The 23145-nt window shown below is 54.4% G+C and carries 31 protein-coding genes, 3 tRNA genes and 1 other annotated feature; of the genes, 28 read left to right on the forward strand and 6 right to left on the reverse strand.

Annotated features, from left to right (window positions below; all coding sequences use genetic code 11):
* Positions 1–551 precede the first annotated feature (551 nt).
* From FX155_RS06905 to FX155_RS06920, 4 genes are all read left to right on the forward strand, one after another.
* Positions 552–995, forward strand: coding sequence for a hypothetical protein (locus FX155_RS06905; protein ID WP_022488013.1), 444 nt, complete (start codon positions 552–554; stop codon positions 993–995).
* A 308-nt stretch (positions 996–1303) separates the two neighbouring features.
* Positions 1304–1891, forward strand: a complete 588-nt coding sequence (locus tag FX155_RS06910) for a hypothetical protein (RefSeq protein WP_154488190.1) — start codon at positions 1304–1306, stop codon at positions 1889–1891.
* Positions 1892–2196: 305 nt separating this feature from the next.
* Positions 2197–3954: an ABC transporter ATP-binding protein gene (locus tag FX155_RS06915; RefSeq protein WP_154488191.1), complete on the forward strand. Its 1758-nt coding sequence runs from the start codon at positions 2197–2199 to the stop codon at positions 3952–3954.
* Positions 3947–5587 carry an ABC transporter ATP-binding protein gene (locus FX155_RS06920; protein WP_154488192.1) on the forward strand — a complete coding sequence of 547 codons (1641 nt, stop codon included), beginning with the start codon at positions 3947–3949 and terminating at the stop codon, positions 5585–5587. The genes FX155_RS06915 and FX155_RS06920 overlap by 8 nt, the downstream gene beginning before the upstream one ends.
* A 76-nt stretch (positions 5588–5663) precedes the next feature.
* On the opposite strand, the gene FX155_RS06925 is transcribed toward FX155_RS06920, so the two are convergent.
* Entirely contained in the window at positions 5664–6680 is a 1017-nt protein-coding gene (locus FX155_RS06925) for a hypothetical protein (protein ID WP_022487560.1), read from the reverse strand.
* Positions 6681–6772: 92 nt separating this feature from the next.
* Positions 6773–6967, forward strand: a binding site (T-box leader).
* A 36-nt stretch (positions 6968–7003) separates the two neighbouring features.
* Here FX155_RS06925 and pheS point away from each other — a divergent pair.
* From pheS to FX155_RS06950, 5 genes are all read left to right on the forward strand, one after another.
* Positions 7004–8026: a phenylalanine--tRNA ligase subunit alpha gene (gene pheS, locus FX155_RS06930; protein WP_154488193.1), complete on the forward strand. Its 1023-nt coding sequence runs from the start codon at positions 7004–7006 to the stop codon at positions 8024–8026.
* A gap of 17 nt (positions 8027–8043) precedes the next feature.
* A complete protein-coding gene (gene pheT, locus FX155_RS06935; RefSeq protein WP_154488194.1) occupies positions 8044–10482 on the forward strand; it encodes a phenylalanine--tRNA ligase subunit beta in 2439 nt (812 codons plus the stop codon).
* Positions 10483–10618: 136 nt separating this feature from the next.
* Positions 10619–10695, forward strand: a tRNA-Asp gene (locus FX155_RS06940).
* A 2-nt stretch (positions 10696–10697) separates the two neighbouring features.
* Positions 10698–10772, forward strand: a tRNA-Gly gene (locus FX155_RS06945).
* Between the two features lies 1 nt (position 10773).
* A tRNA-Trp gene (locus FX155_RS06950) sits at positions 10774–10847 on the forward strand.
* 232 nt (positions 10848–11079) lie between these two features.
* On the opposite strand, the gene FX155_RS06955 is transcribed toward FX155_RS06950, so the two are convergent.
* Complete coding sequence (locus FX155_RS06955) at positions 11080–12207, reverse strand: tyrosine-type recombinase/integrase (RefSeq protein ID WP_154488195.1); 1128 nt, start codon at positions 12205–12207, stop codon at positions 11080–11082.
* A 93-nt stretch (positions 12208–12300) separates the two neighbouring features.
* Here FX155_RS06955 and FX155_RS06960 point away from each other — a divergent pair, with 93 nt between their 5' ends.
* On the forward strand, positions 12301–13212 hold the full coding sequence (locus FX155_RS06960; protein WP_154488196.1) for a hypothetical protein: 912 nt from the start codon (positions 12301–12303) through the stop codon (positions 13210–13212).
* Between the two features lie 214 nt (positions 13213–13426).
* Here FX155_RS06960 and FX155_RS06965 read toward each other — a convergent pair whose 3' ends face one another.
* The 3 genes from FX155_RS06965 to FX155_RS06975 all read right to left on the reverse strand — a co-directional run bounded on the left by FX155_RS06965 (position 13427) and on the right by FX155_RS06975 (position 14710).
* The gene (locus FX155_RS06965) at positions 13427–14044 is read right to left on the reverse strand and encodes a hypothetical protein (protein WP_154488197.1); all 618 of its coding nucleotides are present in this window, start codon (positions 14042–14044) and stop codon (positions 13427–13429) included.
* Positions 14045–14124: 80 nt separating this feature from the next.
* Entirely contained in the window at positions 14125–14346 is a 222-nt protein-coding gene (locus FX155_RS06970) for a hypothetical protein (RefSeq protein ID WP_105326138.1), read from the reverse strand.
* Entirely contained in the window at positions 14339–14710 is a 372-nt protein-coding gene (locus FX155_RS06975; protein WP_154488198.1) for a helix-turn-helix domain-containing protein, read from the reverse strand. Before FX155_RS06975 ends, FX155_RS06970 begins: the two co-directional genes overlap by 8 nt.
* A gap of 122 nt (positions 14711–14832) precedes the next feature.
* Between FX155_RS06975 and FX155_RS06980 the strand changes: the two genes are divergently transcribed.
* The 3 genes from FX155_RS06980 to FX155_RS06990 all read left to right on the forward strand — a co-directional run bounded on the left by FX155_RS06980 (position 14833) and on the right by FX155_RS06990 (position 15770).
* Positions 14833–15063 carry a helix-turn-helix domain-containing protein gene (locus FX155_RS06980; RefSeq protein ID WP_154488199.1) on the forward strand — a complete coding sequence of 77 codons (231 nt, stop codon included), beginning with the start codon at positions 14833–14835 and terminating at the stop codon, positions 15061–15063.
* A 64-nt stretch (positions 15064–15127) separates the two neighbouring features.
* Positions 15128–15541, forward strand: a complete 414-nt coding sequence (locus FX155_RS06985; protein WP_154488200.1) for a hypothetical protein — start codon at positions 15128–15130, stop codon at positions 15539–15541.
* Complete coding sequence (locus FX155_RS06990) at positions 15531–15770, forward strand: hypothetical protein (protein ID WP_154488201.1); 240 nt, start codon at positions 15531–15533, stop codon at positions 15768–15770. Before FX155_RS06985 ends, FX155_RS06990 begins: the two co-directional genes overlap by 11 nt.
* Positions 15771–15875: 105 nt before the next feature.
* On the opposite strand, the gene FX155_RS06995 is transcribed toward FX155_RS06990, so the two are convergent.
* A complete protein-coding gene (locus tag FX155_RS06995; RefSeq protein ID WP_154488202.1) occupies positions 15876–16421 on the reverse strand; it encodes a hypothetical protein in 546 nt (181 codons plus the stop codon).
* Between the two features lie 216 nt (positions 16422–16637).
* Here FX155_RS06995 and FX155_RS07000 point away from each other — a divergent pair, with 216 nt between their 5' ends.
* From FX155_RS07000 to FX155_RS07070, 15 genes are all read left to right on the forward strand, one after another.
* On the forward strand, positions 16638–16826 hold the full coding sequence (locus FX155_RS07000) for a hypothetical protein (protein WP_154488203.1): 189 nt from the start codon (positions 16638–16640) through the stop codon (positions 16824–16826).
* A 25-nt stretch (positions 16827–16851) separates the two neighbouring features.
* On the forward strand, positions 16852–17070 hold the full coding sequence (locus FX155_RS07005) for a hypothetical protein (protein WP_154488204.1): 219 nt from the start codon (positions 16852–16854) through the stop codon (positions 17068–17070).
* Positions 17071–17090: 20 nt separating this feature from the next.
* Complete coding sequence (locus tag FX155_RS07010) at positions 17091–17564, forward strand: hypothetical protein (protein ID WP_154488205.1); 474 nt, start codon at positions 17091–17093, stop codon at positions 17562–17564.
* A 121-nt stretch (positions 17565–17685) separates the two neighbouring features.
* Positions 17686–18444, forward strand: coding sequence for a DnaD domain protein (locus FX155_RS07015; RefSeq protein ID WP_154488206.1), 759 nt, complete (start codon positions 17686–17688; stop codon positions 18442–18444).
* Positions 18438–19286, forward strand: a complete 849-nt coding sequence (gene zapE / locus FX155_RS07020) for an AFG1/ZapE family ATPase (protein WP_154488207.1) — start codon at positions 18438–18440, stop codon at positions 19284–19286. Before FX155_RS07015 ends, zapE begins: the two co-directional genes overlap by 7 nt.
* Positions 19283–19501 (forward strand): hypothetical protein, encoded by a 219-nt coding sequence (locus FX155_RS07025; RefSeq protein WP_154488208.1) that lies wholly within the window; start codon positions 19283–19285, stop codon positions 19499–19501. The genes zapE and FX155_RS07025 overlap by 4 nt, the downstream gene beginning before the upstream one ends.
* The gene (locus tag FX155_RS07030; protein WP_154488209.1) at positions 19498–19884 is read left to right on the forward strand and encodes a single-stranded DNA-binding protein; all 387 of its coding nucleotides are present in this window, start codon (positions 19498–19500) and stop codon (positions 19882–19884) included. The genes FX155_RS07025 and FX155_RS07030 overlap by 4 nt, the downstream gene beginning before the upstream one ends.
* Positions 19885–19907: 23 nt before the next feature.
* Positions 19908–20348, forward strand: a complete 441-nt coding sequence (locus tag FX155_RS07035; protein WP_195839628.1) for a RusA family crossover junction endodeoxyribonuclease — start codon at positions 19908–19910, stop codon at positions 20346–20348.
* Positions 20345–20842: a hypothetical protein gene (locus tag FX155_RS07040; protein ID WP_154488211.1), complete on the forward strand. Its 498-nt coding sequence runs from the start codon at positions 20345–20347 to the stop codon at positions 20840–20842. Before FX155_RS07035 ends, FX155_RS07040 begins: the two co-directional genes overlap by 4 nt.
* Positions 20839–21090: a hypothetical protein gene (locus FX155_RS07045; protein WP_154488212.1), complete on the forward strand. Its 252-nt coding sequence runs from the start codon at positions 20839–20841 to the stop codon at positions 21088–21090. Before FX155_RS07040 ends, FX155_RS07045 begins: the two co-directional genes overlap by 4 nt.
* Positions 21091–21288: 198 nt before the next feature.
* Positions 21289–21909: a hypothetical protein gene (locus FX155_RS07050; RefSeq protein ID WP_154488213.1), complete on the forward strand. Its 621-nt coding sequence runs from the start codon at positions 21289–21291 to the stop codon at positions 21907–21909.
* Positions 21906–22304, forward strand: coding sequence for a YopX family protein (locus tag FX155_RS07055; protein ID WP_154488214.1), 399 nt, complete (start codon positions 21906–21908; stop codon positions 22302–22304). Before FX155_RS07050 ends, FX155_RS07055 begins: the two co-directional genes overlap by 4 nt.
* Positions 22301–22534: a hypothetical protein gene (locus tag FX155_RS07060; RefSeq protein WP_154488215.1), complete on the forward strand. Its 234-nt coding sequence runs from the start codon at positions 22301–22303 to the stop codon at positions 22532–22534. The genes FX155_RS07055 and FX155_RS07060 overlap by 4 nt, the downstream gene beginning before the upstream one ends.
* 110 nt (positions 22535–22644) lie before the next feature.
* Positions 22645–22863 (forward strand): hypothetical protein, encoded by a 219-nt coding sequence (locus tag FX155_RS07065; protein ID WP_154488216.1) that lies wholly within the window; start codon positions 22645–22647, stop codon positions 22861–22863.
* A 12-nt stretch (positions 22864–22875) separates the two neighbouring features.
* The gene (locus FX155_RS07070; RefSeq protein ID WP_154488217.1) at positions 22876–23145 is read left to right on the forward strand and encodes a hypothetical protein; all 270 of its coding nucleotides are present in this window, start codon (positions 22876–22878) and stop codon (positions 23143–23145) included.

Raw genomic sequence — 23145 nt, forward strand, 5'->3', positions numbered from 1 at the left:
TAATCGATTACAATGCAAACCGTATTCATTCGAGTATTGATTATTTAACTCCGAATGAAAAATACCAGCAATTAGTAAGTTAACGAGGTGTCTCGGTTCGATGTGTCTAAAAGCCTTGACACCTTTCGAGCCGCTATGCGGCTCACGAGGCCGGGGTGTTGCACATAACGTGCAACAGCCCCCTTTTTTTTATGTTGAAAAATCAGATAATTTTGTTATACTTAAAAAGGCTGGAGGAATCCGGAAAAGAGCGAAAAGCCCCGCAGGCCACGGACGGGCGGGCCTTCGGCTCGCCCCTACGGCGTTGGGGTCGGGATGTTGTTTGTACGGTCAGTTGGACGGGGATTTCGGAGAACCCCGTTGTTCACGGCCGCCCGACAGCGACGACGTAGGGGCTCCCCGCAGGGGAGCCCTTCCCGGCCTGCGGGTTTCACGTTCAAAGGCAGATGCGTGAGCATCTGGCATCCGAAACGATGAACGACATTCTGTCCCCAAATTCTCCCACCTCTTTTGGTATACTGGAACCAGGAAAAGAAAAGGAGGTAGGGATCATGAGCTTTGTGCTTGCGGAGGATATGGATTTTGGTACGGTGGAGACGGCGGTTTATGGGTACGTGAATTTCTGCCAGGGACCGGATTTTTATGAGTTCCGGATGAGCCCGGAGGCGGCACGGCCTTTTATGGAAAAAATCGACAAGGCCCTGGCGGGGCTCGATGGGGTGCTGAAAAAGCTGGACCCTCAGGCGCAGCCGTTGGATCAGGTCATTTACCAGGAGGGGGACGAGGACAACCAGGGGACCATTGTGTTCACCGCCTGTCTCCTGGGGCCGGTGGCCATTGACGGGGAATGGAAGAGTGAAGGGGATGCTCTGAAGTTCATCGATGAAATGGATCCGGAAGGGAAGCGGCATGTGGCCTGCGACCTGGTGGCCGACCAGTGTGATTTCGGCAATATCGTTACTCTGCAGCTGAAGAGGTTGGATGGGAGGGAGTAGGCCCAGGGGCAGTCTCTGGCAGCCACTAGCCGCTGGGGGGAACCTGCCAAACCCCAGGCCGGGAAGGGCGGGCCTTCGGCTCGCCCCTACGCCGTTGGGATCGAACGCTCGATTTTACGGTCACAGGAACGGATTTTTCGGCAGTTCCGTTTCTGGAATTTTTTGTTGGATCCTTCGGAGACGGGCGGCCGGGCCTGCCGCCCCTACGGTATCGGTATGCATTTCCCTAAAATTTGCCTGCAAATTTTATCCAAAACGACCAACGATAAATGACCAACAATGAACCACATTTCAGGAGGTGTTTAACCATGGTGCTGAAAAAACGACGGATCACCCGGGGGCTTTTGGCCGGGTGTTTGCTGCTTTCTCTGGCGGTTGGGGGAACGGCTCTGGCCCGGGAACCGGAGATCATGTCCAACTTGGGGAATATTACCATCAGTTGTTCCATCTACCCAAGCCAGGCCGGGGTGGCGGGGGTGCGTACCGGCATTTCCCAGAGCCAGGTGGAAGAGGTGCTGGGGGCGCCCCTGTCGGTGAAATACGGCCGGGGAACCATGGAATATTCCTATCCTTCCCGGACTCTGTTTTTGGTCCATTTCAGCCCGGAAATGCCCTATGTGCTGACGGACATCAAAACTTCCAACCGGGAAGATGCCACAGTGGACGGGGTCCAGCCAGGGATGGGGGAAACGGTGCTGAACGATGTGTACGGCCAGGCGGACGCCGTCTGGACCAAAGAGTACGAATCTCCCAAGATCCCGGAAGAGGACAACCAGAAGAACCACGCCCGGCTGGACGAAACCATCTATGAATACCATGCCAACAAAACCACCACCCTGGCCTTCAAGGTAAGGCAGGGAGTGATCCGGGAGATCCACGTGCATCAGGCGGAGTGAGGAAGAGAAGAAGTCAGATTCGGCCCTGACGGGCCTTGAGACGTCAGACGTCAGTTTTGTACGTTGGGAACAAGTGCAGAGTGAAGAGTGCAGAGTGCAGAGTGAAGAGCGGGACGGAGTGGGTCCAACTTCTCATTTCGGTGCCGTAGGGGCCTCACGCCGGGAGGCCCGCCAGATGCAGGACCGTTCTGTTTATCGCGGGTCAAGCTGACATCTGACTTCTTTTTTAAAAAGTTTAATTTTCCCCGCCTTCCAGTGCTGTATACTATAAAGATACAACGACAGCACTGGGGGGCGGTTTTTTTATGTTTGAAGGCAGAATCCGGGAGGTGGAGCGGCCGGATCGGATCCTTTCCTATTTTGGACAGGAAAAGGCCGTCCTGCTGGTGGTGACGGTCACCGGCATCCTGTACAACCTGGGCATGGGGGCGGGGCCCTATTTCGAAGGCCAGCTGGCCCAGTGCCTTTACGACATTTTCCAGGGCAAAGCCACTGCCGGGGATATGGTCCGTCTGGCAGCTTTGTATGTGGGGGTGATCTTCCTGGTCCAGTTGTCCCGGGCCGGGAAGCGTTACAGCGTCCGGCTGTTTGCCAACCGGGTGAGCCGGACCATGCGCCATACCCTGTACCACAGTCTGGTGCGCCTGGAAGCCCGGCAGCTGCAGCAGGAAAACCTGGGGAACCTGATGACCAAGGCCATGGGGGACGTGGATGCCTGTGCGGAAGGGATGCGGAAATTCACCACGGAAGTGTTCGACACCGGGGTGGTGATGGTGGTGTACCTGAGCCTGCTGCTGGCCTACGACTGGCGGCTGACCCTGCTGGCCTGCAGCTTCACCCCGGCGGCCTACTGGATCGCCAACCGGCTGAAAAAGCAGGTGGCCCAGGCCAACGGGGTCTACAAGGCCACGGAAGCCCGGCTGAACACCCTGACCCTGGACCGGGTGAGCCATGCCCTGACCTACCGGATCTACGGCCAGGAACAGAACCGGGATGCCGCCTACGAAAACCAGCTGACCGCCTACGAAAAGGCCAGCGCCCGGGCCAACATCTTTGAAGGGGCCCTGGGGCCTTTGTACGATGCCATTGCCATGGCAGGCACCGGGATGATCTTCTGGTTCGGGGCGAAGAACGTCCAGGGTACCGGGTGGGAACTGTGGAACATTGCCAGTTTCACCACCTTTTTGGCTTGCTTCACCAAACTGGCGGTAAAGACCAGCCATGCGGCCAAACTATTCAATGCGGTCCAGAAGGCCCAGGTTTCCTGGCAGCGGATCAAGCCCCTGCTCCAGCAGGCGGCTCCGGAAGAGGATGAACAGCCACTGGAGCCGGTGGAACCGGCGGATCTGGAAGTCCGGGACCTGGCCTGCCATTATCCGGGCCAGGAGGAAGGCCTTTCCGGGATTTCTTTTGCCGCTCATCCCGGGGACATTATCGGCATTACGGGACCGGTGGCCTGCGGAAAGAGCCTTCTGGGGAAGGTGTTCCTGGATGAAGTGCCCTGGACCGGGACCCTGCTGTGCCATGGGGAGGATTTCCATACCTTGGACCGGGAACGGCGCCGGAGCCTTGTTTCCTATCTGGGCCACGATCCGGAGCTCCTCAGCACTTCCATTGGGGAGAACATTGCCCTGGGAGACCCGGTGGATGTGGAAAAATACCTGGCCATGACCAATCTGGCAGAAGAGGTGGCGGCCATGCCCCAGGGAGTGGATACTCCGGTGGGCAGCGAAGGCACCCGGCTTTCCGGCGGGCAGCAGGCCCGGATCGCCCTGGCCCGGACCCTGGCCCATGCCCGGTCGGTGCTGGTGCTGGACGATCCTTTTGCGGCAGTGGACCGGAAAGGGGAAACAAAGATCCTGGAGAACATCCGCCGGGCTTTCCCGGACCGGGTGATCCTTTTGATTTCCCATCGGCTTACCCATTTCCCGGAATTTACCGGGGTCCTGTTCCTGGAAGGGGGACGGGGGATCTTCGGGACCCATGCAAAACTCATGGAGCAGGAGCCCGGCTATGCCCGGCTGGTAAAGCTTCAGCAGGAAGGGGTGGATCTGGATGAATAGGAAGAATCCTGTTTGGGAAAGCGTGAAGGGAACCCTCCGGGCCCATCCCCGGTCCGGGGCTCTGGTGGCGGTGCTGGTGGTCCTTTCTGTGTTCACCTCCCTTTTGCCGCCCCTGGTGCTGGAACGGGCGGTGAACAGCCTGACGGAAGGACGGGGGATTCCCTGGCAGCTGGGCCTCTTGTACATCGGCCTTACGGTGCTGTCGGACTGCTGCGAAACCGCCCAGAACGGGGCCATTACCCTGTTCGGACAGAAGGTGACCCACGGTCTCCGGTCCACCCTGTGCGCCAAACTGGACCGGCTGCCGGCCCGGTACTTCACCGGCCATCCCAGCGGCCAGACCACGTCCATTTTTGTCAACGACGGGGACACCATCGATGCCCTGTATTCTGACGGGATCGTGGGGATGCTGGCGGATGCCTGCAAGCTGCTGGGGATTCTGTGGATCCTGTGGAGCCGGAGCCAGGGGCTGTTCTGGATCCTGTGCCTTTTGCTGCCCCTGCTGTTTGGGCTCACCCGGCACTTCCAGAAGGGGACCCTGGCCGCCCAGCGGGAAAACCGCCGGGCCATCGGACGGGTGAACAGCCATGTGCCGGAAACCATCCGGAACATCCGGACCATCCATTCCCTGGGGAAGGAACAGTATATGGAAGACCGGTACGATACCCTGATCACCGACAGCTTCCGGGCCATCAACCGGGCCAATGTGTTCGACGGGATCTATTCTCCCATTATCCTGGTGACCCAGGCGGCAGTGGTGGCGGTGATCATGGTGGGGGCGGCCCTGGGGCCCGCCTGGGCGGATCTCTTCGGCCTTTCCGTAGGGTCCGCCGTTGCGGTGATTGCTTACGTGGGGAAAATCTTCGGGCCCCTGGAGAGCATCGGCATGGAAATCCAGAGCATCCAGAGCGCCATGGCCGGGATCCAGCATATCGGGGAATTCCTGGACGAAGAGGAGCGGACTTCTGTGAGCCGGGACCCTTTGCCGGAAGGAATCCGGGACAAGGCAGTGGCTTTTTCCCATGTGACCTTCGGGTATGACCCGGCCCGACCCATTTTGAAGGACTTTTCCTGCAGCCTGGAGCCGGGGGAACAGGTGATCCTTATGGGGCCCAGCGGCTGCGGCAAAAGCACCCTGTTCAAGCTGCTCCTGGGGCTGTACGGCCCCCAGCAGGGGACGGTGGCCCTGATGGGGTACCGGGCCGGGAGCCTGCCGGAAGAGGAGAAACGGAGCCTGTACGGCTGCGTGGAACAGGAATTTTCTCCGGTACCCGGTACCGTAGGGGACCAGGTGACCCTGGGAGATGGGTCGGTGACTGCGGACCAGACGGACCGGGCCCTGGAACTGGTGGGCCTGCAGGAGGCGGTGGACCGGCTGCCCCAGGGGAAGGACACCCCCATGGCGGACGGACTGTTCTCCCAGGGAGAACTCCAGCTGCTGAACATTGTCCGGGCCGTGGCCAAAGAACCCCGGCTGCTGCTCTTGGACGAAATCACTGCCAACCTGGACAGCCAGACGGAAGAAAAAGTACTGAAAGCCCTGGAAAGGGCTGCCCAGGGCCGCAGCGTCCTCAGCATCTCCCACCGGTTCTCCCGGATGATGGAAGGGCAGAGGATCATCAGGATGGGGTAACGGGCTGTCAATGGTCAATGGTCTCTGGACGATCCAGTGACCATTGACAAAAAAAGGTGCCCGGAGGCACCTTTTTTTAATATCCCAACTTTTTCTTCAGCTCTTCCATATCCTTTTCCGTCAGGAAGGGCCGGATCAGGCCCAGGTAGTATTCCGCTTCTTTTTCCCGGCCGGCTTTGTGACAGGCCTGGGCTCCTCCGGCGGCCAGCCGGAGGACTTCCGGATTGGGGCCCAGGGGGATGGCTTCCTTCTGGGCGAAGGCGGCCAGTTCTTCCCGGGTGGCCGGTTTCCCGTCCAGCTTCTGGTTTTCCGCCAGGGTCTGGAGCTGTTTTTTGGCTTCTTCCGAATCCTGGAAGTTCAGGCTCATGAGATAGGCGTACCGGGCTCCCTGCCAGTCTTCCTTATGGAGCAGCAGGGCTCCCTGGTTCCGGTAGCACCGGGCCAGGTCAGCAGGACGGAAGGCCTCACGGAACGCTTCCCGGTTCACCCGGCCGAAGCTTTCCCAGTCGGCCTCATCCTTCAGCACCGCCAGATAGGCCGCCCGCACCGGGGCGCTGGCCGGATCCCACCGGAGCCCTTTTTCCAGGGCCTTCCGGGCGTTTTTCAGGTTCCCCTGGGCCAGTTCCAGTTCCCCCTGGACCAGATACAGCAGGTGGAAGGGGAAGGGGGCCTGCTGGACGTTCTTTTTCGGCTGGTAAAACTGCTGGAACAGCACCATTTCCATGGGCTCTGCAAAGGACCGGAATTCCACTTCCGAATCCGGCTGGAACAGGGCGGAATGTTCCGCTTCCTGGATATGGGGGGCCAGCAGCTCCCGGGCCTTGTCAAAATCCCGGGCAGCGGTCAGCTTCCGGGCTTCTTCCAGATGAGCCCGGAATTTGTCGAAAGCCTGGCTGAACATGTCTGCAAAATGCTGGCGGCTTTCCTCCGGCATCAGCTTGTACAGCAGCTGGCTGCAGAACCGGGCGATTTCCCGGTGGAGAGGGTGGTCCCGGTACAGTTCCATGCACCCCTGCAGGTATTTGATGTCTTTCTGGGAGTTCCCGGTCAGGTTCTCCCGGATGGATTTTACAATGGATTCCAGTTGTTCCATGATTTTTCCTCCGATTCGTGGCAATGTATCTACTATTATACAGCCCTTGCCCCCTTCCTTCAACTGTGCTATAATGGTTCCATTCAATTCCATACCTTGCCATGAACAGGAGAGTACGCATTTCCGGAGGTCACAGAGAGTGGGGAGCAGGTGGGAGCCCCGTACGGAAAGAGATGGGGAAGTTCACCTGGGAGCAACCGGACTGAACGGAGTAGGTCCGGCGCCGGCAGCGTTATCGGCCAGATGAGTGAAAAAATAGGGTGGTACCGCGAACCTTCGCCCCTTGTGGGGACGGAGGTTCTATTTTTTTAGGAGGCGTGAACATGAGCGATAAACTGCAGGAACTGCGGGAGAAGATCCAGAAGGATCTCAGTCAAGTCAAAAGTGTGGAAGATCTGAAGAACATCCGGGTCCAGTACCTGGGCAAGAAGGGGGCCCTGACCTCCATTCTCCGGAGCCTGGGAGACGTGGCGGCGGAAGAACGGCCGAAGATCGGCAAAATGGTCAACGAAGTCCGGGCCAAGATGGAACAGCGGATCAACGAACAGATGAAGCTGCTGGAAGCCCATCAGATTGAAGAAAAACTGGCCAGTGAAACCCTGGATTTCACCCTGCCGGGACGGAAACCGGCCCTGGGCCATCTCCATCCGGTGACCCAGACCCTGCGGGACATCAAGAAAGTGTTCATGCGCATGGGGTTCGAAGTGGTGGAAGGCCCGGAAATCGAAACGGACTATTTCAACTTTGAAGCCCTGAACCTGCCCAAGGACCATCCGGCCCGGGATATGCAGGATACCTTCTACATCACCGATGACATCCTGCTCCGGACCCAGACTTCCGGGGTGCAGGCCCGTACCATGCAGAGCCGGGAACCCAACACCCCCATCCGGATGATCTGCCCGGGCACCGTGTACCGGAACGACTACGATGCCACCCATTCTCCCATGTTCCATCAGGTGGAAGGCCTGGTGGTGGACAAGGATATTTCCCTGGCGGACCTGAAAGGGACCCTGGAACTGTTCTGCAAGGAGATGTTCGGGGACAGCGTGAAGATCCGGCTGCGGCCCAGCTTCTTCCCCTTCACGGAACCCTCCTGCGAAGTGGATATCAGCTGCGTCATGTGCGGGGGCAAGGGCTGCCGGGTGTGCAAGAACTCCGGCTGGCTGGAAATCCTGGGGGCCGGGATGGTGCATCCCAACGTGCTGCGGATGAGCGGCTACGATCCGGACAAAATGAAGGGCTTTGCCTTCGGGATGGGCGTGGAACGGATTGCCATGCTGCGGTACGGCATCGACGATCTCCGTCTGTTCTTCGAAAATGACCTGCGGTTCATCCGTCAATTCTGAGTGGGAGGCAAAGGACAATGTTAGCTTCTATTAATTGGTTGAAACAATATGTGGATATTCCCGTAACGCCGGAAGTGCTGGCGGACAAACTGACCCGGGTGGGCCTGGAAGTGGAACAGGTGATCCATCTGGGCGAAGGCCTGGAAGGGGTCATCACCGGGAAGGTGGCCCAGATCGAACGGCATCCCAATTCTGACCATCTGTGGATCTGCCAGATGGACCTGGGGCAGGGGGAACTGGTCCAGATCCTCACCGGGGCCCAGAACGTGCATCAGGGGGATATGGTACCGGTGGCCGTGGTGGGCTCCCATCTGCCCGGCGGCATGACCCTGAAGGCCGCCAAGATGCGGGGCCTGGATTCCAACGGCATGCTGTGCAGCGCCGGGGAACTGGGCATCGATGCCAAACTGCTGCTGCCGGAACAGCGGGACGGGATCTTCATCCTGCCGGAAAACACTCCCATCGGGGTGGACGTGAAGGAACTGCTGGGGCTGGATGATGTGGTGCTGGATATCGACCTGACCGCCAACCGCAGCGACTGCTTCAACATGCTGGGCCTGGCCCGGGAAACTGCCGCGGTGCTGGGACAGAGCCTGCGTCTGCCCAAACTGGCCACCCGGGACGAAGCGGCCGGCAGCGCAGCCGACTGTGCCAAGGTGGAAATCCAGTGCAAAGACCTGTGCACCCGGTTCGCCATGCGGATGGTGAAGGACATCCAGGTGACGGAATCTCCTGAATGGATGCAGAAACTGCTCCGGGCTGTGAACATCCGTCCCATCAACAACGTGGTGGACGTGACCAACTATGTGATGATGGAACTGGGCCAGCCCATGCATGCCTACGACTATGACACGGTGGCGGACCATGCCTGGATCGTCCGCCGGGCCCAGGAAGGGGAGACCCTGGTGACCCTGGACGGCCAGAAACGGGACCTGAATCCCAACATGATCGTCATCGCCGACCCGGAAAAAGCCATTGGTCTGGGGGGCGTCATGGGCGGCCTGGCTACGGAAGTCACCGGCAAGACCGTGAACGTGATGCTGGAATCCGCCACCTTCTACGGCCCCAGCATCCGGCACACCTCCAAGGACCTGGGCCTGCGCAGTGAAGCTTCCCAGCGGTTCGAACGGGGGGTGGATACCATCCGGGACCACGATGCCCTGAACCGGGCTGTGCACCTGCTGGAAGAAATGGGGGCCTGCAAGGCCGTAGCCGGTGTGGTGGAAGACTACCCGGTACCCCAGGAACCGGTGAAGATCAAGGCCCTGCCGGAAGCCCTGCGCCGGCGGATCGGCACGGAAGAAATTACCGATGCAGAGATGCGTTCCATCCTGGAAGGGCTCCGGTTCGATGTGGAACCCCAGGCCGACGGCAGCTGGCTGGTCACCGTGCCCACCTGGCGGAACGACTGCACTTGCGATGCGGACCTGTCCGAAGAAGTGGCCCGGATGTACGGCTACGACAAGATCCCGTCCACCCTGCCCCAGCTGGATATGGCCCGGGGCGGCCAGGCTCCCATCGAGGACGTGAAGGACAAGGTACGGAACTGCCTGGCGGATGCGGGTCTGGACGAAGTGATGACCTACACCTTCATCAACGCCGGGGACTTTGACAAACTGGGACTGGGCGCCGACGACAGCCGCCGGCAGGCCATCCAGATCATCAACCCCATCAGCGACGATTTCCGCACCATGCGCACCACTCTGGTGCCCAGCCTGCTGAATACCGCCGCCTACAACCTGGCCCGGCAGAACGACCGGGTGGCCCTGTTCGAAGTGGGCCGGGTGTTCCTGCCCAAGGCTCTGCCCCTGACAGAACAGCCTGCGGAAAAGACCCGTCTGTGTGTGGTGCTGGCTGGCAAACGGAATGAACTGAACTGGACCGAAAGCAAGGACGCGGTGGACTTCTTCGACCTGAAAGGGGACCTGGAACTGGTGCTGGAAGTGCTCCAGGCCAGCGGCGTGACTTACGCCAAGCCGGAAGAGAAGTTCCTCCATCCCGGCAAGAGCTGCACCGTGCTCCATGACGGGAAGGCCGTAGGCTTCATGGGGGCCCTCCATCCCCAGGTGCAGGACCGGTTCGGCCTCAGCGCGGAAACCTTCGTGCTGGAACTGGATCTGAGCAGCTTCGTGGAGGGGGCGGAACGGATTCCCCAGTTCACCCATATTCCCCAGTTCCCCAGCACCAGCCGGGATATTGCCGTGGTGGTGCCCCAGACCGTCAGCGCCGTTGACCTGATGGCGGAAATCCGCACCCAGGCCGGCCCGCTGCTGAAGGATGTGCGGCTGTTCGACGTGTACAGCGGCAAGCAGGTGAAGAACGGCTGCAAGAGCGTGGCCTTCAGCCTGACCTTCCAGGATCTTACCCGGACCCTCCAGGACAAGGAAATCAACGACATCATCAACCAGGTGGTGAAGAAAGTCCAGGAACGGTTCGAAGGGGAATTGAGAGAGTAAAAAGGGGTGTGAAAAAAACACACCCTCGGTCAACGGTCAGCTGACCGTTGACCACTTTTTTCAAAAAACTGTTGACAAAAATCCCTATCTATCGTATACTAAACAAGTCAGCGGCGCTGGAAAGCAAAGCGACAACGGCCCAGTAGTTCAGTTGGTTAGAATGCCGCCCTGTCACGGCGGAGATCGTCGGTTCGAGTCCGTCCTGGGTCGCCAATGCGGAAGTAGCTCAGTGGTAGAGCATCACCTTGCCAAGGTGGGGGTCGCGAGTTCGAATCTCGTTTTCCGCTCCATAGGAGTATAGTTCAATGGTAGAGCAACGGTCTCCAAAACCGTCGATCTGGGTTCGAATCCTAGTACTCCTGCCATCGATTTTGCAGAGAACTAGACAACACAAGGCGATATGAAACAGTACGTGGAACCGCTTCCACACTGGGAAATCCCGTGTTTCTGGTTCTCTTTTGTTATCGTTTTATATCGCTTCATATTGCACCATATTCCCCATTTGTTCCCTATCGGAGCAGATGGGGCCTTTTTTCTTGTAAAAAATAGGGAACAAGGAGCCGCAAAAGAAGCCCCGGTGCGGCTTTCCGGGTCCTGTTACTTCAGGGCATCCAGGGCTTTCACGGCCTGGTCGGCCATGTCCTCAGTCACGTGGGTGTAGATGGCCATGGTAGTGGTAGGATCATTATGCCCAACGCGCTGCATGATTGCCTTGAGGGGTACGCCCTGCTCTGCCAATAGGGAAATGTGGGTGTGCCGGAAGATGTGGGTGGTCAGCTTTTTAGGGAACTTGATTTTCTTGAGCATGTGGTTGACGAAAGTAATGTCCAGGGGGCCGCCCTCCCTGGTGCAGAAAATCCAGTGTTCTCCGGCCGCATCGTGGGCGGTGGGGTACCAGGCCCGGCGGCGTTTGTTCTTGAGCATGTAGTAGTCCAAAATCTCCCTGGAACGGCGATCCAGTGCCACGTGGCGGATAGAGTACACATTCTTGGGCGTGCCCCTTACGGGCTGTTCTCCTTTGCCCAGGCCCCACTGTAAGGTACCATTCACATAGATGGAATCCCCCTCATAGTCTTCATCTCGCAGCGCCGCCAGTTCTCCGAACCGGAGCCCCGTCCTTGACTGCAGTTCACAGGCATCGGCCACCAGGGGGGACAGCTTCCGCAGCGCGGCCAGGACCTGTTTCAGCTCTGTTTGGTCCAGGTACTTTTCCCGCTGACTCTCTACTGCCTGGATGGTTTTGGGCGGCCGTTTGATCTCTACCCGGTTCACTAACTCCATGGAGTGGAGGATGCCCAGCTTATAGGCACGGTCTAGGCTGCGGCGCACCAGGGTCAGGATTTTTCCGGCATAGACCACGCTGTTTTTCAGCACGATTTCGTCCAGGACCTTCTGTATCATGGCCGGTGTCAGCTTTCCCACCAGGGTATCCGGCGGGAAGAACTGCAGCAGTTTCGACCGAACCGTCACATAGTTCTTATAGGTGGTCGGCTTTACGAATGGGCGCTGCGCAGCCATGTAGTCGTCAATCAGTTCAAACAGTTTCGTGGGGGCCTCTGCGGCCTGCTTTTCGGCGATCAGCTGGTCCAGCTTTTCCCTGGCGGCCTTTTGGGCCGTTCGGGACCCGGTGGGCATCGTTACAGATACCTTGTGCCTCTTGCCGGTCAGGTGATCCACATAAGTCTCGCGGAACACATAACCTGTTTTATTTTTTTCCATCCACATGGTATTACCTCCTTACATTTCGTATTCTTATGTGATGGTTTCAGGGTATTTCATGGTATAATAAAACAAATCAAAGGGAGGAGAGGTACAAGTATGAGCACGATTGAAAAGGCGAGGATTGCCTATACGGGCCCTGGCCTGAATGATGGCGCCATGCCCGTAAAAGACCTGGCACCGGCACTGCTGGCCTTTACAGAACTGGTTGAAAGTGCTTATCGTGCCATTGGCGGCACAAATCCGGTCAAGGTCATGCTTAATCAGGACAGCCTTCACAAAGGCTCTTTTGACATTACGTTCCTCCTGAATCTGGATATCCTGCAGCAAGTAAAACTTTTCATGTCGACTGCCCAGGAAACCGGCCTGACGGATCTGCTTACGGTCCTGGGGTGGGGCACTGCGGCCGGCAAAGGGATTTTCTGGCTGATTAAAAAAATCCATGGCCGCAAGATCAAAAGCATCGACGCCCCCAGGGGAGAAATCACTCTGGCTGATGGAGAGACCATCCAGACCGACCCGAACACCATCAAGGTTTTCCTGAATGTAGATTGCCGGGTCAGCGTAGAAAAGGTCATCGAGCCTGTGAAACAAGAGGGAATCGATGGATTCGAACTGCGGGACCCGGACCGGAACAATCAGGAACAGACCCTGCTGCAAATCGACAAGAGGGAAACAGAACTTTTCAAGGCTCCTCCTGCGGCTGACGAAGGTGATATAGAATCCGATACCGCAGAACAGGATATGCTGGCCAGGATCATCTCCGTAAACTTCGACCTGGGGAAATGGCGGCTGTCCGATGGAACAAATTCCTTCTGGGCATCCATCGAAGATAAGGATTTTCTTCAGAAAGTTGACAAAGGAGAGCTGTCTTTCCGGAAGGGTGATATGCTGCGGATCCGTTACTATGTCCATCAGGCAGTGAAGAACGGAAAGCTTTCTTCTGACTATATCATCACAAGTGTCCTGGAACTGAAAAGGGCACCTCAGCAAATCAAGCTTGATCTCTGAGCGCATTTGTTACCCGGCCTTTGTGGCCGGGTATTTTTTGTCCTCAAAACTTCCTTCTCATAGACCCATTCTTTTCTCTGTAGGAAAAGGTATATTCCAAAGAAAATAGTTCCTTTCAGATTCTAAGTGTAGGAAAAAGTCATTTTCTGTTCTTACTGTTTGTTAAGAGCAGAAAAGTGGCTTTTTTTGTTCTTAGCAAAAACCGGAAGGCTTTTTATAGATGGGCATCGAGTTTCTCCTTTGTCATATCCTTTAACACATCGAATAACGGCTTATAATCGATGTTTTCTATAATAAATTCGCCAACTCGAGCCTCCACTGCTTTTCGAATGGAACTGAAATCCTTTTTATAATTCTTTTTTATTTTAATTTTTTCTTTTTTCGTTAACTCAAAAAGGCCAGAGTTAAGCAAATCAGGCACCCCAGCGAATGACAGAATGTCATTTTGACAGGAATAGCCAGAAGATTTCAATAGATCCAGAGTTATGAAAGTTAAACGCATTGCTTCCATTAATGGCGCTGTTTTCGCAAATGTTTTAAGCACACCAAGATAATATTTTGCATAGGCCTTTTGTACATCTGAGACCATTCCGTCATTTGGTATCAAATTAAGTTCCATTGCCAAACGGAGTATGTGCTTGCAAGCAAGCGTCTCATTATTAAATTCAAAGTCCATGCAGGTACAACTACATAAAGTGGTGTCATAAATTTCACCAGTGCTGCCGACAAATCTTCCACTTTTGGTTGAAGTGTCAATACTTAATGGGGTTAATTCGGCAGCCATAGCTGATTTATAGCGTTTTTCATCTATGTTTTCTAATAAATTTCTCATACTAACACGTCCTTTCAATCTCTATTCTTCACATAAAACTTCAGATTCTCATAAATCTGAAAATTATTGGTGTCACTACATTATTTGGAATGCCTTTCCTTTTCTACTTGTCCCACATCCAATTCCTTGTCCAGATCCCCATTCCTCACATGAGATAGCGCATGGAGGTAGGACGCCTGGTTTGTTTCCCGATTGTACCGAGAGTTCAGCAGCACCACAGTAGATCCGTCGTCCGATTCACAGACCATCTCCCGCACTCCCAGGGGCAAATCATACAGCACAGCACGGGGCCGTTCATCCATTGTTCTCGCCGCCTTCCTTGGCTTTTTGGTATCTAATAAAGTTCATGACTTCTTTAACCGCTTCGGGGGAGAGACCCCGGGTGGCATCAAACATGGCCTTGTATTCCGGATTATCGTGGAGCTCTTGGGCAAGCCGGGCGGTTTCAGGATCGGTATAGTACCCAGAATCTGAGTTTCCAAGAAGATAGTCCGTAGAAACATGGAAAATATGTGCAAGAGCTTTGATTTCATCATCACGGGCGGGACGTTTTCCGGTTTCAATTCGGTTTAGAACGGCCGGGTTCATGTTAGCCTTTTGAGCAAGTTCATATTGCTTCATTCCAGATTGTTCGCGCAGTTCAGCAATCCTGTCACCAATATTCATAACACACCTCCATATTTCTATATTGTTAATACGTTTACATTATAGCATTGATAAAACGGAAAAAGGAGCTTCTTTACAAAATAGCAATAAAGTTGTTGTATTTCCAAAACAGAAATATTATAATGAAAGAGCAAATGAAGGGAGATGGAGATAAGATGAAAATTAATCTTCCATTCATCAAAAGGAAGAGAGAGGAAAAAGGCCTGTCAATGCAGGATATGGCTGAACTGCTCGGCTTTAAATCTGCGCCGGCGTATTTTCACTATGAAAAAGGTGAGAGAAAGTTCAGGGCGGACATGCTCCCGGTTTTAGCTCGGGCATTTGACTGCAAGATCGAAGATTTATACTGCTGATTTTTTTTACAAGAGAAATTTCTAAAATAGAAATATGAGGTAAAAACAAGGAGAGAAAGGGAAAATGATTGATGGGCTCAAAGGAAAGACTCTGCACGGGGCTGAGATTTTAGACGTCAGCTACGGCAGGGAGGAGGTACCGGAGGAAATCCAGAACATGGGCCGCAAATTGGGCCATGAGCCAAACACATCTACGGGGCTCTGGTTCCAGGCAAGCTGCAAGGTAAAGGGAAAAACCTACCTGGCAGATCTGCGATGGACGCCGGACGAAGGCAACGAGTGCATGATCTTCAGGTTTATCGAGAGCGGCAGATCGTACTACTCTAGACGGGGCATACCGCTGACCATCCACAGCCTCCTAAAATGCGTCGACGACTTTGCTAAGGATGGAGGCGGAACGCCATATGTGGGGCAAGTAAGCCGGCATTGTCCTATCGCAACAAGGAGAGAGTGGAAGGAAGAAGAAAATGGGGACTGAACCTTTAGAAAAAGAAAACGCCGATCTCAAGCGGCAACTTGAAGAACGGCGCAATCTGGCTAAAAAGAGATTCTATGCAGACCTGTTGATTTATTGTCTGCTGGAAATCAATCTTTTCGCAATCATGACCCAGCAATGGGACGTCAAGCTTCTTTACTTTTTCCTGGCAGAAGTCGTTGGACTGCTGGTCTGGACAGGATGGGCATTGTTTAAAGAGAAAGAGAAGTAGAAATGGGTGAAAAAATAAAAGCACTCCAAAGAATGTGGAATGCTTTGTCGTTCGAAACAAAGCTGATTCTGGTCCTGGATGGCATCACACTTGTCTGCACTGTCATTAACGTAGGACGGATATTACAGAAGCTATAGCCGCAACCGCACTCAGAACAATTGAAACATAGTTGAGATATCTATTTTTATCGGCTTCTCTGATTTCATACCAGCGGTTCTCTCCCAAGACAGAGAGAGCGAAAGCATCTGTCGGTTTGAACTCATAGAGCGGATAAAAGTCTTCTGGAACCTGGACAAGCTGAAAGTAATGCTTTGGGAAGGAATCCTGTAGTAAAGAAATGGGGCTTAAAGGACTTTCCGGAGCGTTCGGATCTTTTTTGAAATCATCGACCAGATAGGAGCAAAGGGTGGGCGAATTCATTGAAGGGAGAACGTTTTGGATATCTTGATAAGTATTTCTACCTGACTTGATGGAACGAATGACCTTATCAATCTGTTCGTGAGTAAGAGCGAATTCTTTGGCATGGTATGCATCCAGCTTTTTCTTGTAACTTTCATAGCGGCTCTGTTCGATGCTGGCCCTATAAAGAGGGCTAGACATCAGTGAACTGCTTAATTGAGTCAAACCGGAAAGCTGATTCATATCAACCATCAATATCACCTCCTTCCGTACCCATTATACCAGAAGGAGATCTGGAAAGCAGAAAGGGGAAAACAATCGTGAATAGGGTAGACTCCGTAATCTGGTGGGGCAAATATATCCTGGCAATCATTGACCGATGGACCAGTCATCACCCTGGCCCTGCCGGATTCATTGCGGGGGTGCTTCTGGCGGCCTCCATGTTCGAGTGGTAGGGGGGTGGAAGAGTTGAAACGTGCGGCACTGAAACGTTTTGTGGAATATGGAATCCTGCTGCCGATGGTGCTGATCTATATCCTGATCCGCCAGGCAATCGGAGGATTCATGAACTGGCCGGCTGCAGCCAAAGGATTTTTCCTGGGCTTCACGGTGGCCATGATCAGCCTCCTGGTCTTCGTCGACTGGGTGCTGGTATAGGGATCAATGTTGGGAGGGGCGAACCATGGACGTAAAAATCACCGAAACGGTCCCGGCGGCGCAAATGTATGCCAAAATTCCGGAAATTTGCAAAACATTTTCCATTGGCGCAACGCTGGCCCGGCGGCTGAGTGACGAAATGCACGCCTCCAGGAAATGGAAGAAGTATGTGATCAAGATGGATCACCTGACTCTGGTGAACATCGACGGGTTCGACAAATTCCTGCAGGCGAAGAGTTACTGATTACTGAGGAGGAAAGGCACATGGAAAACGTAGTATCAGTGGGGGAAATCAAATGGGGCGACATGAACCCTATCATCAGTTATACAGAGAAAGTGGGAAGCAAGGAAAAAGTGGTGAAGGGGGTCAGGATCCGCGGCCAGATGCCACATCCGGATTTCGTGAAGGCTATGGACTCTCTGGGCAATGACTTCCTGAACATGATGCAGTTGCGGCTGCTGGATAACGAACTACTGGGGGACCGGATCATCGTAACCGGTCTCAAGGCAAGCGAGAGCGGACGTGTGGCCATAAGGGTACAGCTCCTTTTCGACCACGTAAAAGCAAAGGAGTATATCACGCCCAGCTATGCCATGGAACAGTTGCCGGATGCCGCCCAGCGGCATATAACCCGGGCACTCGTGGAAGCCAAACGGTACTTGAAGGGAAAGAGTGCCCAGACTGTGCTGACGTTTGACGGCGGCAATGATACCGGGGCAAAGGCAGCAGTATCATGAGTACGGCCAGCATGGGGCTGCGGCTGCTGCTGGGGTTTGATCTTTTACTGATTTTCCTTGCGGCAGTCACCATCCTGGCAATTCTCTTTGACATGAAAAGGAACGGAAGGAGGTGAATTCCATGATCAGTCTTATCGGACAGTTTAACGCTTTTTATCGATGGATGGAGACAGCTGATATCGGCCCTGCCGCCCTGGCTCTTTGGATGGCTCTTCTGAAGATTTCAAATGATGCGGGGTGGAAGCTGACGTTCAACGCCTCGAATTCCATGTTGAGCGTCAAAACCGCCGGGTTGTCTATACCTGCTATCCATCGGGCACGTAACCAGTTGCAGCAGCAGGGAAGAATAACCTTCCGGGTCCGGAAAGGAAACCAGTCATCGGAATACACCATTATTCCCTTTGCTGAAAAATACGTTAAGCAATCTGACCAGCAAACCGACAGCAAAGCGACCAGCAAACAGCCAGCAAACCGACAGCAAAGTGACCAGCAAACCGACAGCACCACGACCAGCATTGCGACCACATACATAGAAGAGAAGAAAAGAGAAGAGATAGAGAACGAGAAAAACAAGAAAAAGAGTCGTTGTCGTTGTCCTGATTTTGGAGAAGTGGCAAAACTCTTCCAGGACAACATCCACCCGTTCAGCGGACCGGTGGAAAAGGACATGGTTATAGACCTGGTGGATACCTACGGGGCAAACTGGACCCAGCTGGCTATCCGGCAGGCTATTGGGGCAGGCGCACTGAGTCTGAAGTATATCACGAAGATCCTGCAGAACTGGAAAGCCAAAGGCGGGCCGACTACACGACGGAAGACAACGGTGGATGCGGCCCAGATGGCAGCAGAAATGAGAGAGGAGGGGATTGAGTCATGGTAAAGGCAAGAGAAGCAGCGGAACGGCTGGCCGGCCATAAGGCCACGAAAATGCCGGGGGATTACCTGGATGGAGACGGCTGCATTACCTGCGGCGTGTGCAATCACCGGAAAGAGAGCTACGTGAAGTGGTTCGACGGATCCGTGAAACTGGTTCCCGTGATGTGCGACTGTGAAAAGGCCAAATGGGAGAAGGAAAAGCTGGACCAGGAACGCCGCCAGGATGCTTTCCGGATTCGGCAGATCCAGGCCTACGGATTCGCCCCCAGCCAGCTGCAGGAAATGACGTTCAAACACGCCGACCCGGAGGGAGAGAACGTCCGTCTGGCTGCGGCTTATGCCAGGCATTTCGATGAGATGAAATCCCAGAATGCGGGGCTGCTGTTTTACGGCAACTGCGGCACGGGGAAGACCTTCCTGGCCGGTTGCATTGTGAACTACCTGCAACATCGGAACCGGACGGCCTTTATGACAAGTGTCCCGACTTTGGTACAGGAACTGAGCAGCTGGAACCGGGACGACAAGACCACCGCCCTGGACCGGATCCGGAACTGCGAGCTCTTGGTCATCGACGATTTGGGAGTGGAGAACGAAGACAAGAAGAGCCTGGAAGTGGCATTCCGGGTCATCGATGCCCGGGTGAAGGCCAACCGGCCCATGATCATCACCAGCAACCTGAATGGCCAGGATCTGATGACGGACGAAATGAAGTACAAGCGGATCTACGACCGGATCAAGGACGTGTGCAAGCCCGTGGTGTTTAAGGGCAAAAGCCGCCGGGGGCGGAAGAACCACGCAGACAAGTGGGAAGAAGTGGACAGGATCCTGGAAGGAGCAGCACAATGACCTACGATCTGGATTTTTTTCAGAGAGAGAATACAGAGCAGGCGGAAGAGATTACAAGGCTGGGGCAGGCTTTGAAGATGTCGAAATACCATACCCGGCGGCTGAAGGAAGAAAAGCACCACCAGGCGGAACAGATTGATGAACTGCAGGACCTGGTCCGGCAGCTGTCAGCAGAAGTGAACCGGCTGCGGCGTGAGAAGGAGGAAAAGAAATGAGTGACGTGAAAATGCTGATCCGGCTGACTGCGGATCCACAACTGCGAAAGACGAAAGGCAGCGGAAAGAGTGTCCTGAGCTTCCAGGGCGCCATCAACCGGCGAAAGGACCGCAATGGCAACGAACGGGCAGATTTCCCCAGTTTCGTGGCCTGGGAAAAGAAAGCGGAAGCCATCGCCCAGTACGTGAAGAAGGGTGACCGGCTGCTGGTGGAAGGGGACATCACGACCCACAGCTACGAAAAGGATGGGGAAAAGAGAAAGAGCACCTACATCACCGTGCGGGACATCACCTTCATCGAGAGCCGCAAGAAGGAAAACAGCCAGGGAAGTAGTGGCCCTATGGACACCTTCGGCGATGACTTCGACAACATCCCATTCTGATCATGGCAGAGCGAGAAGGAGACGTGTACGTCTTTATCATCAAAGGGAGACCCATCACGAAGAAGAATTCCAGCCGGTGGGCCGGCCGGGGAAAACTGCTACCGTCGGCATCCTACAAGGCTTATGCGCAGGCGGCACTTTGGCAGCTGAAACAGCAGATGCGGGCACAGGGTCTGGATCCTTCCGGCCGCGAGCCAATCCCCTACGCCATGGCGGTCACCTGCCACTACTGGATGCCAAATCGGCAGAGCTGGCCGGATCTGGTGGGGCTGCTGCAGGCAACCAGTGACATCCTGCAGGAGGCAGGTATCATCCAGGACGATGGGCTGATTGTGGACTACGGGAATAGCCATATTGAGGGTATCAGCAAGGAGAACCCGAAGGTGGATATCACTATCCGCACGATCCCGCCGGGGGATCCGGTATATAAAATCAACCCCAAGCTGAAAGGAGTCAAGGAATGAGCGACATGGAATCTCCGAGAGAATGGGAAGTGGTACGGGCCACCTACCTGATCCGTATCCGGCTGAGCCGGCGGGACCTTTTGGAACAGCTGGCAGAAGAGTGCCTGGAAGTGGCTGCGGCCACCACTGGGCTGAAAGGTAATCTGCAGGAAGAGATCAGCGATGTGCTGAATGTGATGCATGTGATGGGCATCTACGATGGAGTACCGGCACCGGAAAACGAGAAAGCCACACAAAATCTGCTGTACATGAAAGGCGTCGGCAGAACGGTGGGCATCCTGGCCGGCAGTGCGGCATTTAACGCCCTGAAACTGATCCGGGCAGAAAAGTGGACAAAGAACAGGACAGTTGAAAAAAGGCAGGATGTACTTTGGAAGTTGATGGAAAATCTGAAGTACATGCTGTACCGGGCCTGGCTGCTGGGCTGTGATCTGGAAATCAATCCGGAAAAGATCGTCCGGTGGTGGGACAGAATCAAGGGGGCAGAACAATGAGTAAGATGACGACGATGATCAACGCCCGGGCGGCCTTGATGGCCATCGGGGTGGAGGCCGAAAAGATTGCGGCCCTGGCGGCCTACCAATATGCCAGGCTGATGGAAGACGGCTGCAATCCTCTGGATGTGACGGAAAATGCCATGTACAAGCTGGATAAGCAGCTGACGGCGCTCAAAAACAAGCGGCGGGACCTGGTGCGAGCCCGGTACGAAATGCGTGTCGAGAAGCGGGAGGCGAATGACTGATGTACCATCCATTCTGCGATTATTGCAGATACCATGTAAACCTTCCTGTACCAGATTTCCCGGCAAAGGAATACCATGTTAGCTGCTGCATCTATGAGAAAAAAGAATGCGATGGCCGCGTTTTCCCATTACAAGAGATGAAACGCTGCCCAATGAATGATATAGACTTTTATGAAATGATAAAAGGAGGCCTCCCAAATGAGAAAATGGGGTAAATGGTTCACAATCGGGAATTATGTGTGGCGGGCGTGCCATGACGAAAATAGTCGTGGCTACATGATTCCGGTGGATATGGGAAGCCACGGGCTGGCTCAAAGAATTGCAGACTCGCTGAACTGGCAGGAAGAGGAAAATCAACGGCAGCGTGAAATCGGCATGTATAACATCTATGATGAATGGTACTACATGTATGGCTGCCTCTATCGCATTAATACCATGTGCCCGCTTGACTACGTACTGCCATTGCCCAAAAATTTTCAGGGAGATGAAGAGCTTATCGCAGAACAGATTGCGGATGATCTGAACTGGATGGAAGAAGAAAACGAGGCGGAAGGTGATGAAGAAGGGTATCTTCCTTCTCCTGGCGGCAAACGATCCTATACGGGGTATAGAACCACAAAAGGGGAACCAATCTTTGATAGAGACATTATCTTCGACACGGAAAGCGGGAAGCGCTGGGAAGTGCATTGGATTGAACCGTATCGGTTAGAGAGCGGCCGCTGGTATGGAATCGATGAGTTTGGCCATGCATTATGGCTAAAAATTCTGCTGGAAGCTCATGATGACGTGGAGAAACGGGAGGCACAGAAAGAGAAATGAGAACGATAAGATTCCGTGGATGGAGCTATGAAAAAGAAGGCTGGGTGTATGGCGACTTGAAGCATGTGGGAGAATCAGGGACGATGATTGTTGATAAAAGCAATTATCGGTATGTAGTACAGCCCCAATCCGTTGGTCAGTATACGGGTTTCACAACCAAAACGGCCGGAGACATCTACGAAGGGGACATACTCAATTCCGATGATGAAAATCTGTATCTGGTGATGTGGGACGAAGAATCTGGACAATGGTGCGTAGTGGCACCGGATGATCCATCCATTGGAAACGCTCTGGAAGATGAAGTGGCTAATGCAGAGTTGATTGTTGTTGGAACGGAATATGAGGCTGAATGCCTGGGCAGAGCTCCGTGGAAAGAAGAGGAGGGTCAGCAATGAATGACAGAGGCAGAATGATGCTCAGGGCTCAATGCTCTTATAGTGATTACAAGAGGCTGAAATATAATCGGCGGCTAGTTTTTTTGAGGAATTATCTCCCGAGAATTTTAGAAAGAAAAATCAGGGAAGCAATGGAAGCTCCGCTGCAATTCATGCAGAACGGTGTTTTTCCTAATCCGTTGGAAGATATTGTGATTCCGGTTGAGCTTGAGATTGGAGAAAAATCATGATGTTCATTGCGGGCTGTTTTTTCGGGGCGGCAGTGGCCACACTCATTCTCAGCACATTGTGGCTGGGCGGAGATGCTGACCACCGATAATACGGGAAGGGGGAGACTACAGTGACTGTGCTGCGGAATGAGGAACACTATCAGGATCCAACGGCGGGGACTGTCATCAAGACCATGGAAGACAGGATCCGAAAGATCTATGACGCCCGGGACACGGCAGCCATGGAGGAAGCCCTGCGGCAGGCAAAAGCCATCTTCAATGAAGCGGGCTTCTCCGTGCAGGAACGAATCGTGCTGAAGAACATCCGGACGGGAAAAATCTACAGATAGGGGGCGACTCCATTGGGACGGAAGAACCACAGAAGAAAAAGAAGATGCGATTACAATCCACTAGCGGATGATTTTGCCAGGGAATTCCCTAATCTGGTACGGAAGGTGGAACCCTATGAGGGACGGTGCGCTTACTGCGGCCGCCCTCTCCGTCCTGGTGGATGGCACTGGATGCGGGATGAATTCGGCCAGCTGGTGCGAAAGTGCAACGACGAATACTACTGCATCCGAAAATGCAGCCGGCTGGCCTATCGGGCCCTGGAACGAGCAAGGAGGGAGTAG

This window comes from Acidaminococcus fermentans, from assembly GCF_009696675.1.
Classification (GTDB): Bacteria; Bacillota; Negativicutes; order Acidaminococcales; family Acidaminococcaceae; genus Acidaminococcus.

Coding starts and splice junctions, on each gene's coding strand:
- FX155_RS06905 (WP_022488013.1), top strand. CDS start 552: ATGAGCTTTGTGCTTGCGGAGGATATGGATTTTGGTACGGTGGAGACG.
- FX155_RS06910 (WP_154488190.1), top strand. CDS start 1,304: ATGGTGCTGAAAAAACGACGGATCACCCGGGGGCTTTTGGCCGGGTGT.
- FX155_RS06915 (WP_154488191.1), top strand. CDS start 2,197: ATGTTTGAAGGCAGAATCCGGGAGGTGGAGCGGCCGGATCGGATCCTT.
- FX155_RS06920 (WP_154488192.1), top strand. CDS start 3,947: ATGAATAGGAAGAATCCTGTTTGGGAAAGCGTGAAGGGAACCCTCCGG.
- FX155_RS06925 (WP_022487560.1), bottom strand. CDS start 6,680: ATGGAACAACTGGAATCCATTGTAAAATCCATCCGGGAGAACCTGACC.
- pheS (WP_154488193.1), top strand. CDS start 7,004: ATGAGCGATAAACTGCAGGAACTGCGGGAGAAGATCCAGAAGGATCTC.
- pheT (WP_154488194.1), top strand. CDS start 8,044: ATGTTAGCTTCTATTAATTGGTTGAAACAATATGTGGATATTCCCGTA.
- FX155_RS06955 (WP_154488195.1), bottom strand. CDS start 12,207: ATGTGGATGGAAAAAAATAAAACAGGTTATGTGTTCCGCGAGACTTAT.
- FX155_RS06960 (WP_154488196.1), top strand. CDS start 12,301: ATGAGCACGATTGAAAAGGCGAGGATTGCCTATACGGGCCCTGGCCTG.
- FX155_RS06965 (WP_154488197.1), bottom strand. CDS start 14,044: ATGAGAAATTTATTAGAAAACATAGATGAAAAACGCTATAAATCAGCT.
- FX155_RS06970 (WP_105326138.1), bottom strand. CDS start 14,346: ATGGATGAACGGCCCCGTGCTGTGCTGTATGATTTGCCCCTGGGAGTG.
- FX155_RS06975 (WP_154488198.1), bottom strand. CDS start 14,710: ATGAATATTGGTGACAGGATTGCTGAACTGCGCGAACAATCTGGAATG.
- FX155_RS06980 (WP_154488199.1), top strand. CDS start 14,833: ATGAAAGAGCAAATGAAGGGAGATGGAGATAAGATGAAAATTAATCTT.
- FX155_RS06985 (WP_154488200.1), top strand. CDS start 15,128: ATGATTGATGGGCTCAAAGGAAAGACTCTGCACGGGGCTGAGATTTTA.
- FX155_RS06990 (WP_154488201.1), top strand. CDS start 15,531: ATGGGGACTGAACCTTTAGAAAAAGAAAACGCCGATCTCAAGCGGCAA.
- FX155_RS06995 (WP_154488202.1), bottom strand. CDS start 16,421: ATGGTTGATATGAATCAGCTTTCCGGTTTGACTCAATTAAGCAGTTCA.
- FX155_RS07005 (WP_154488204.1), top strand. CDS start 16,852: ATGGACGTAAAAATCACCGAAACGGTCCCGGCGGCGCAAATGTATGCC.
- FX155_RS07010 (WP_154488205.1), top strand. CDS start 17,091: ATGGAAAACGTAGTATCAGTGGGGGAAATCAAATGGGGCGACATGAAC.
- FX155_RS07015 (WP_154488206.1), top strand. CDS start 17,686: ATGATCAGTCTTATCGGACAGTTTAACGCTTTTTATCGATGGATGGAG.
- zapE (WP_154488207.1), top strand. CDS start 18,438: ATGGTAAAGGCAAGAGAAGCAGCGGAACGGCTGGCCGGCCATAAGGCC.
- FX155_RS07025 (WP_154488208.1), top strand. CDS start 19,283: ATGACCTACGATCTGGATTTTTTTCAGAGAGAGAATACAGAGCAGGCG.
- FX155_RS07030 (WP_154488209.1), top strand. CDS start 19,498: ATGAGTGACGTGAAAATGCTGATCCGGCTGACTGCGGATCCACAACTG.
- FX155_RS07040 (WP_154488211.1), top strand. CDS start 20,345: ATGAGCGACATGGAATCTCCGAGAGAATGGGAAGTGGTACGGGCCACC.
- FX155_RS07045 (WP_154488212.1), top strand. CDS start 20,839: ATGAGTAAGATGACGACGATGATCAACGCCCGGGCGGCCTTGATGGCC.
- FX155_RS07050 (WP_154488213.1), top strand. CDS start 21,289: ATGAGAAAATGGGGTAAATGGTTCACAATCGGGAATTATGTGTGGCGG.
- FX155_RS07055 (WP_154488214.1), top strand. CDS start 21,906: ATGAGAACGATAAGATTCCGTGGATGGAGCTATGAAAAAGAAGGCTGG.
- FX155_RS07060 (WP_154488215.1), top strand. CDS start 22,301: ATGAATGACAGAGGCAGAATGATGCTCAGGGCTCAATGCTCTTATAGT.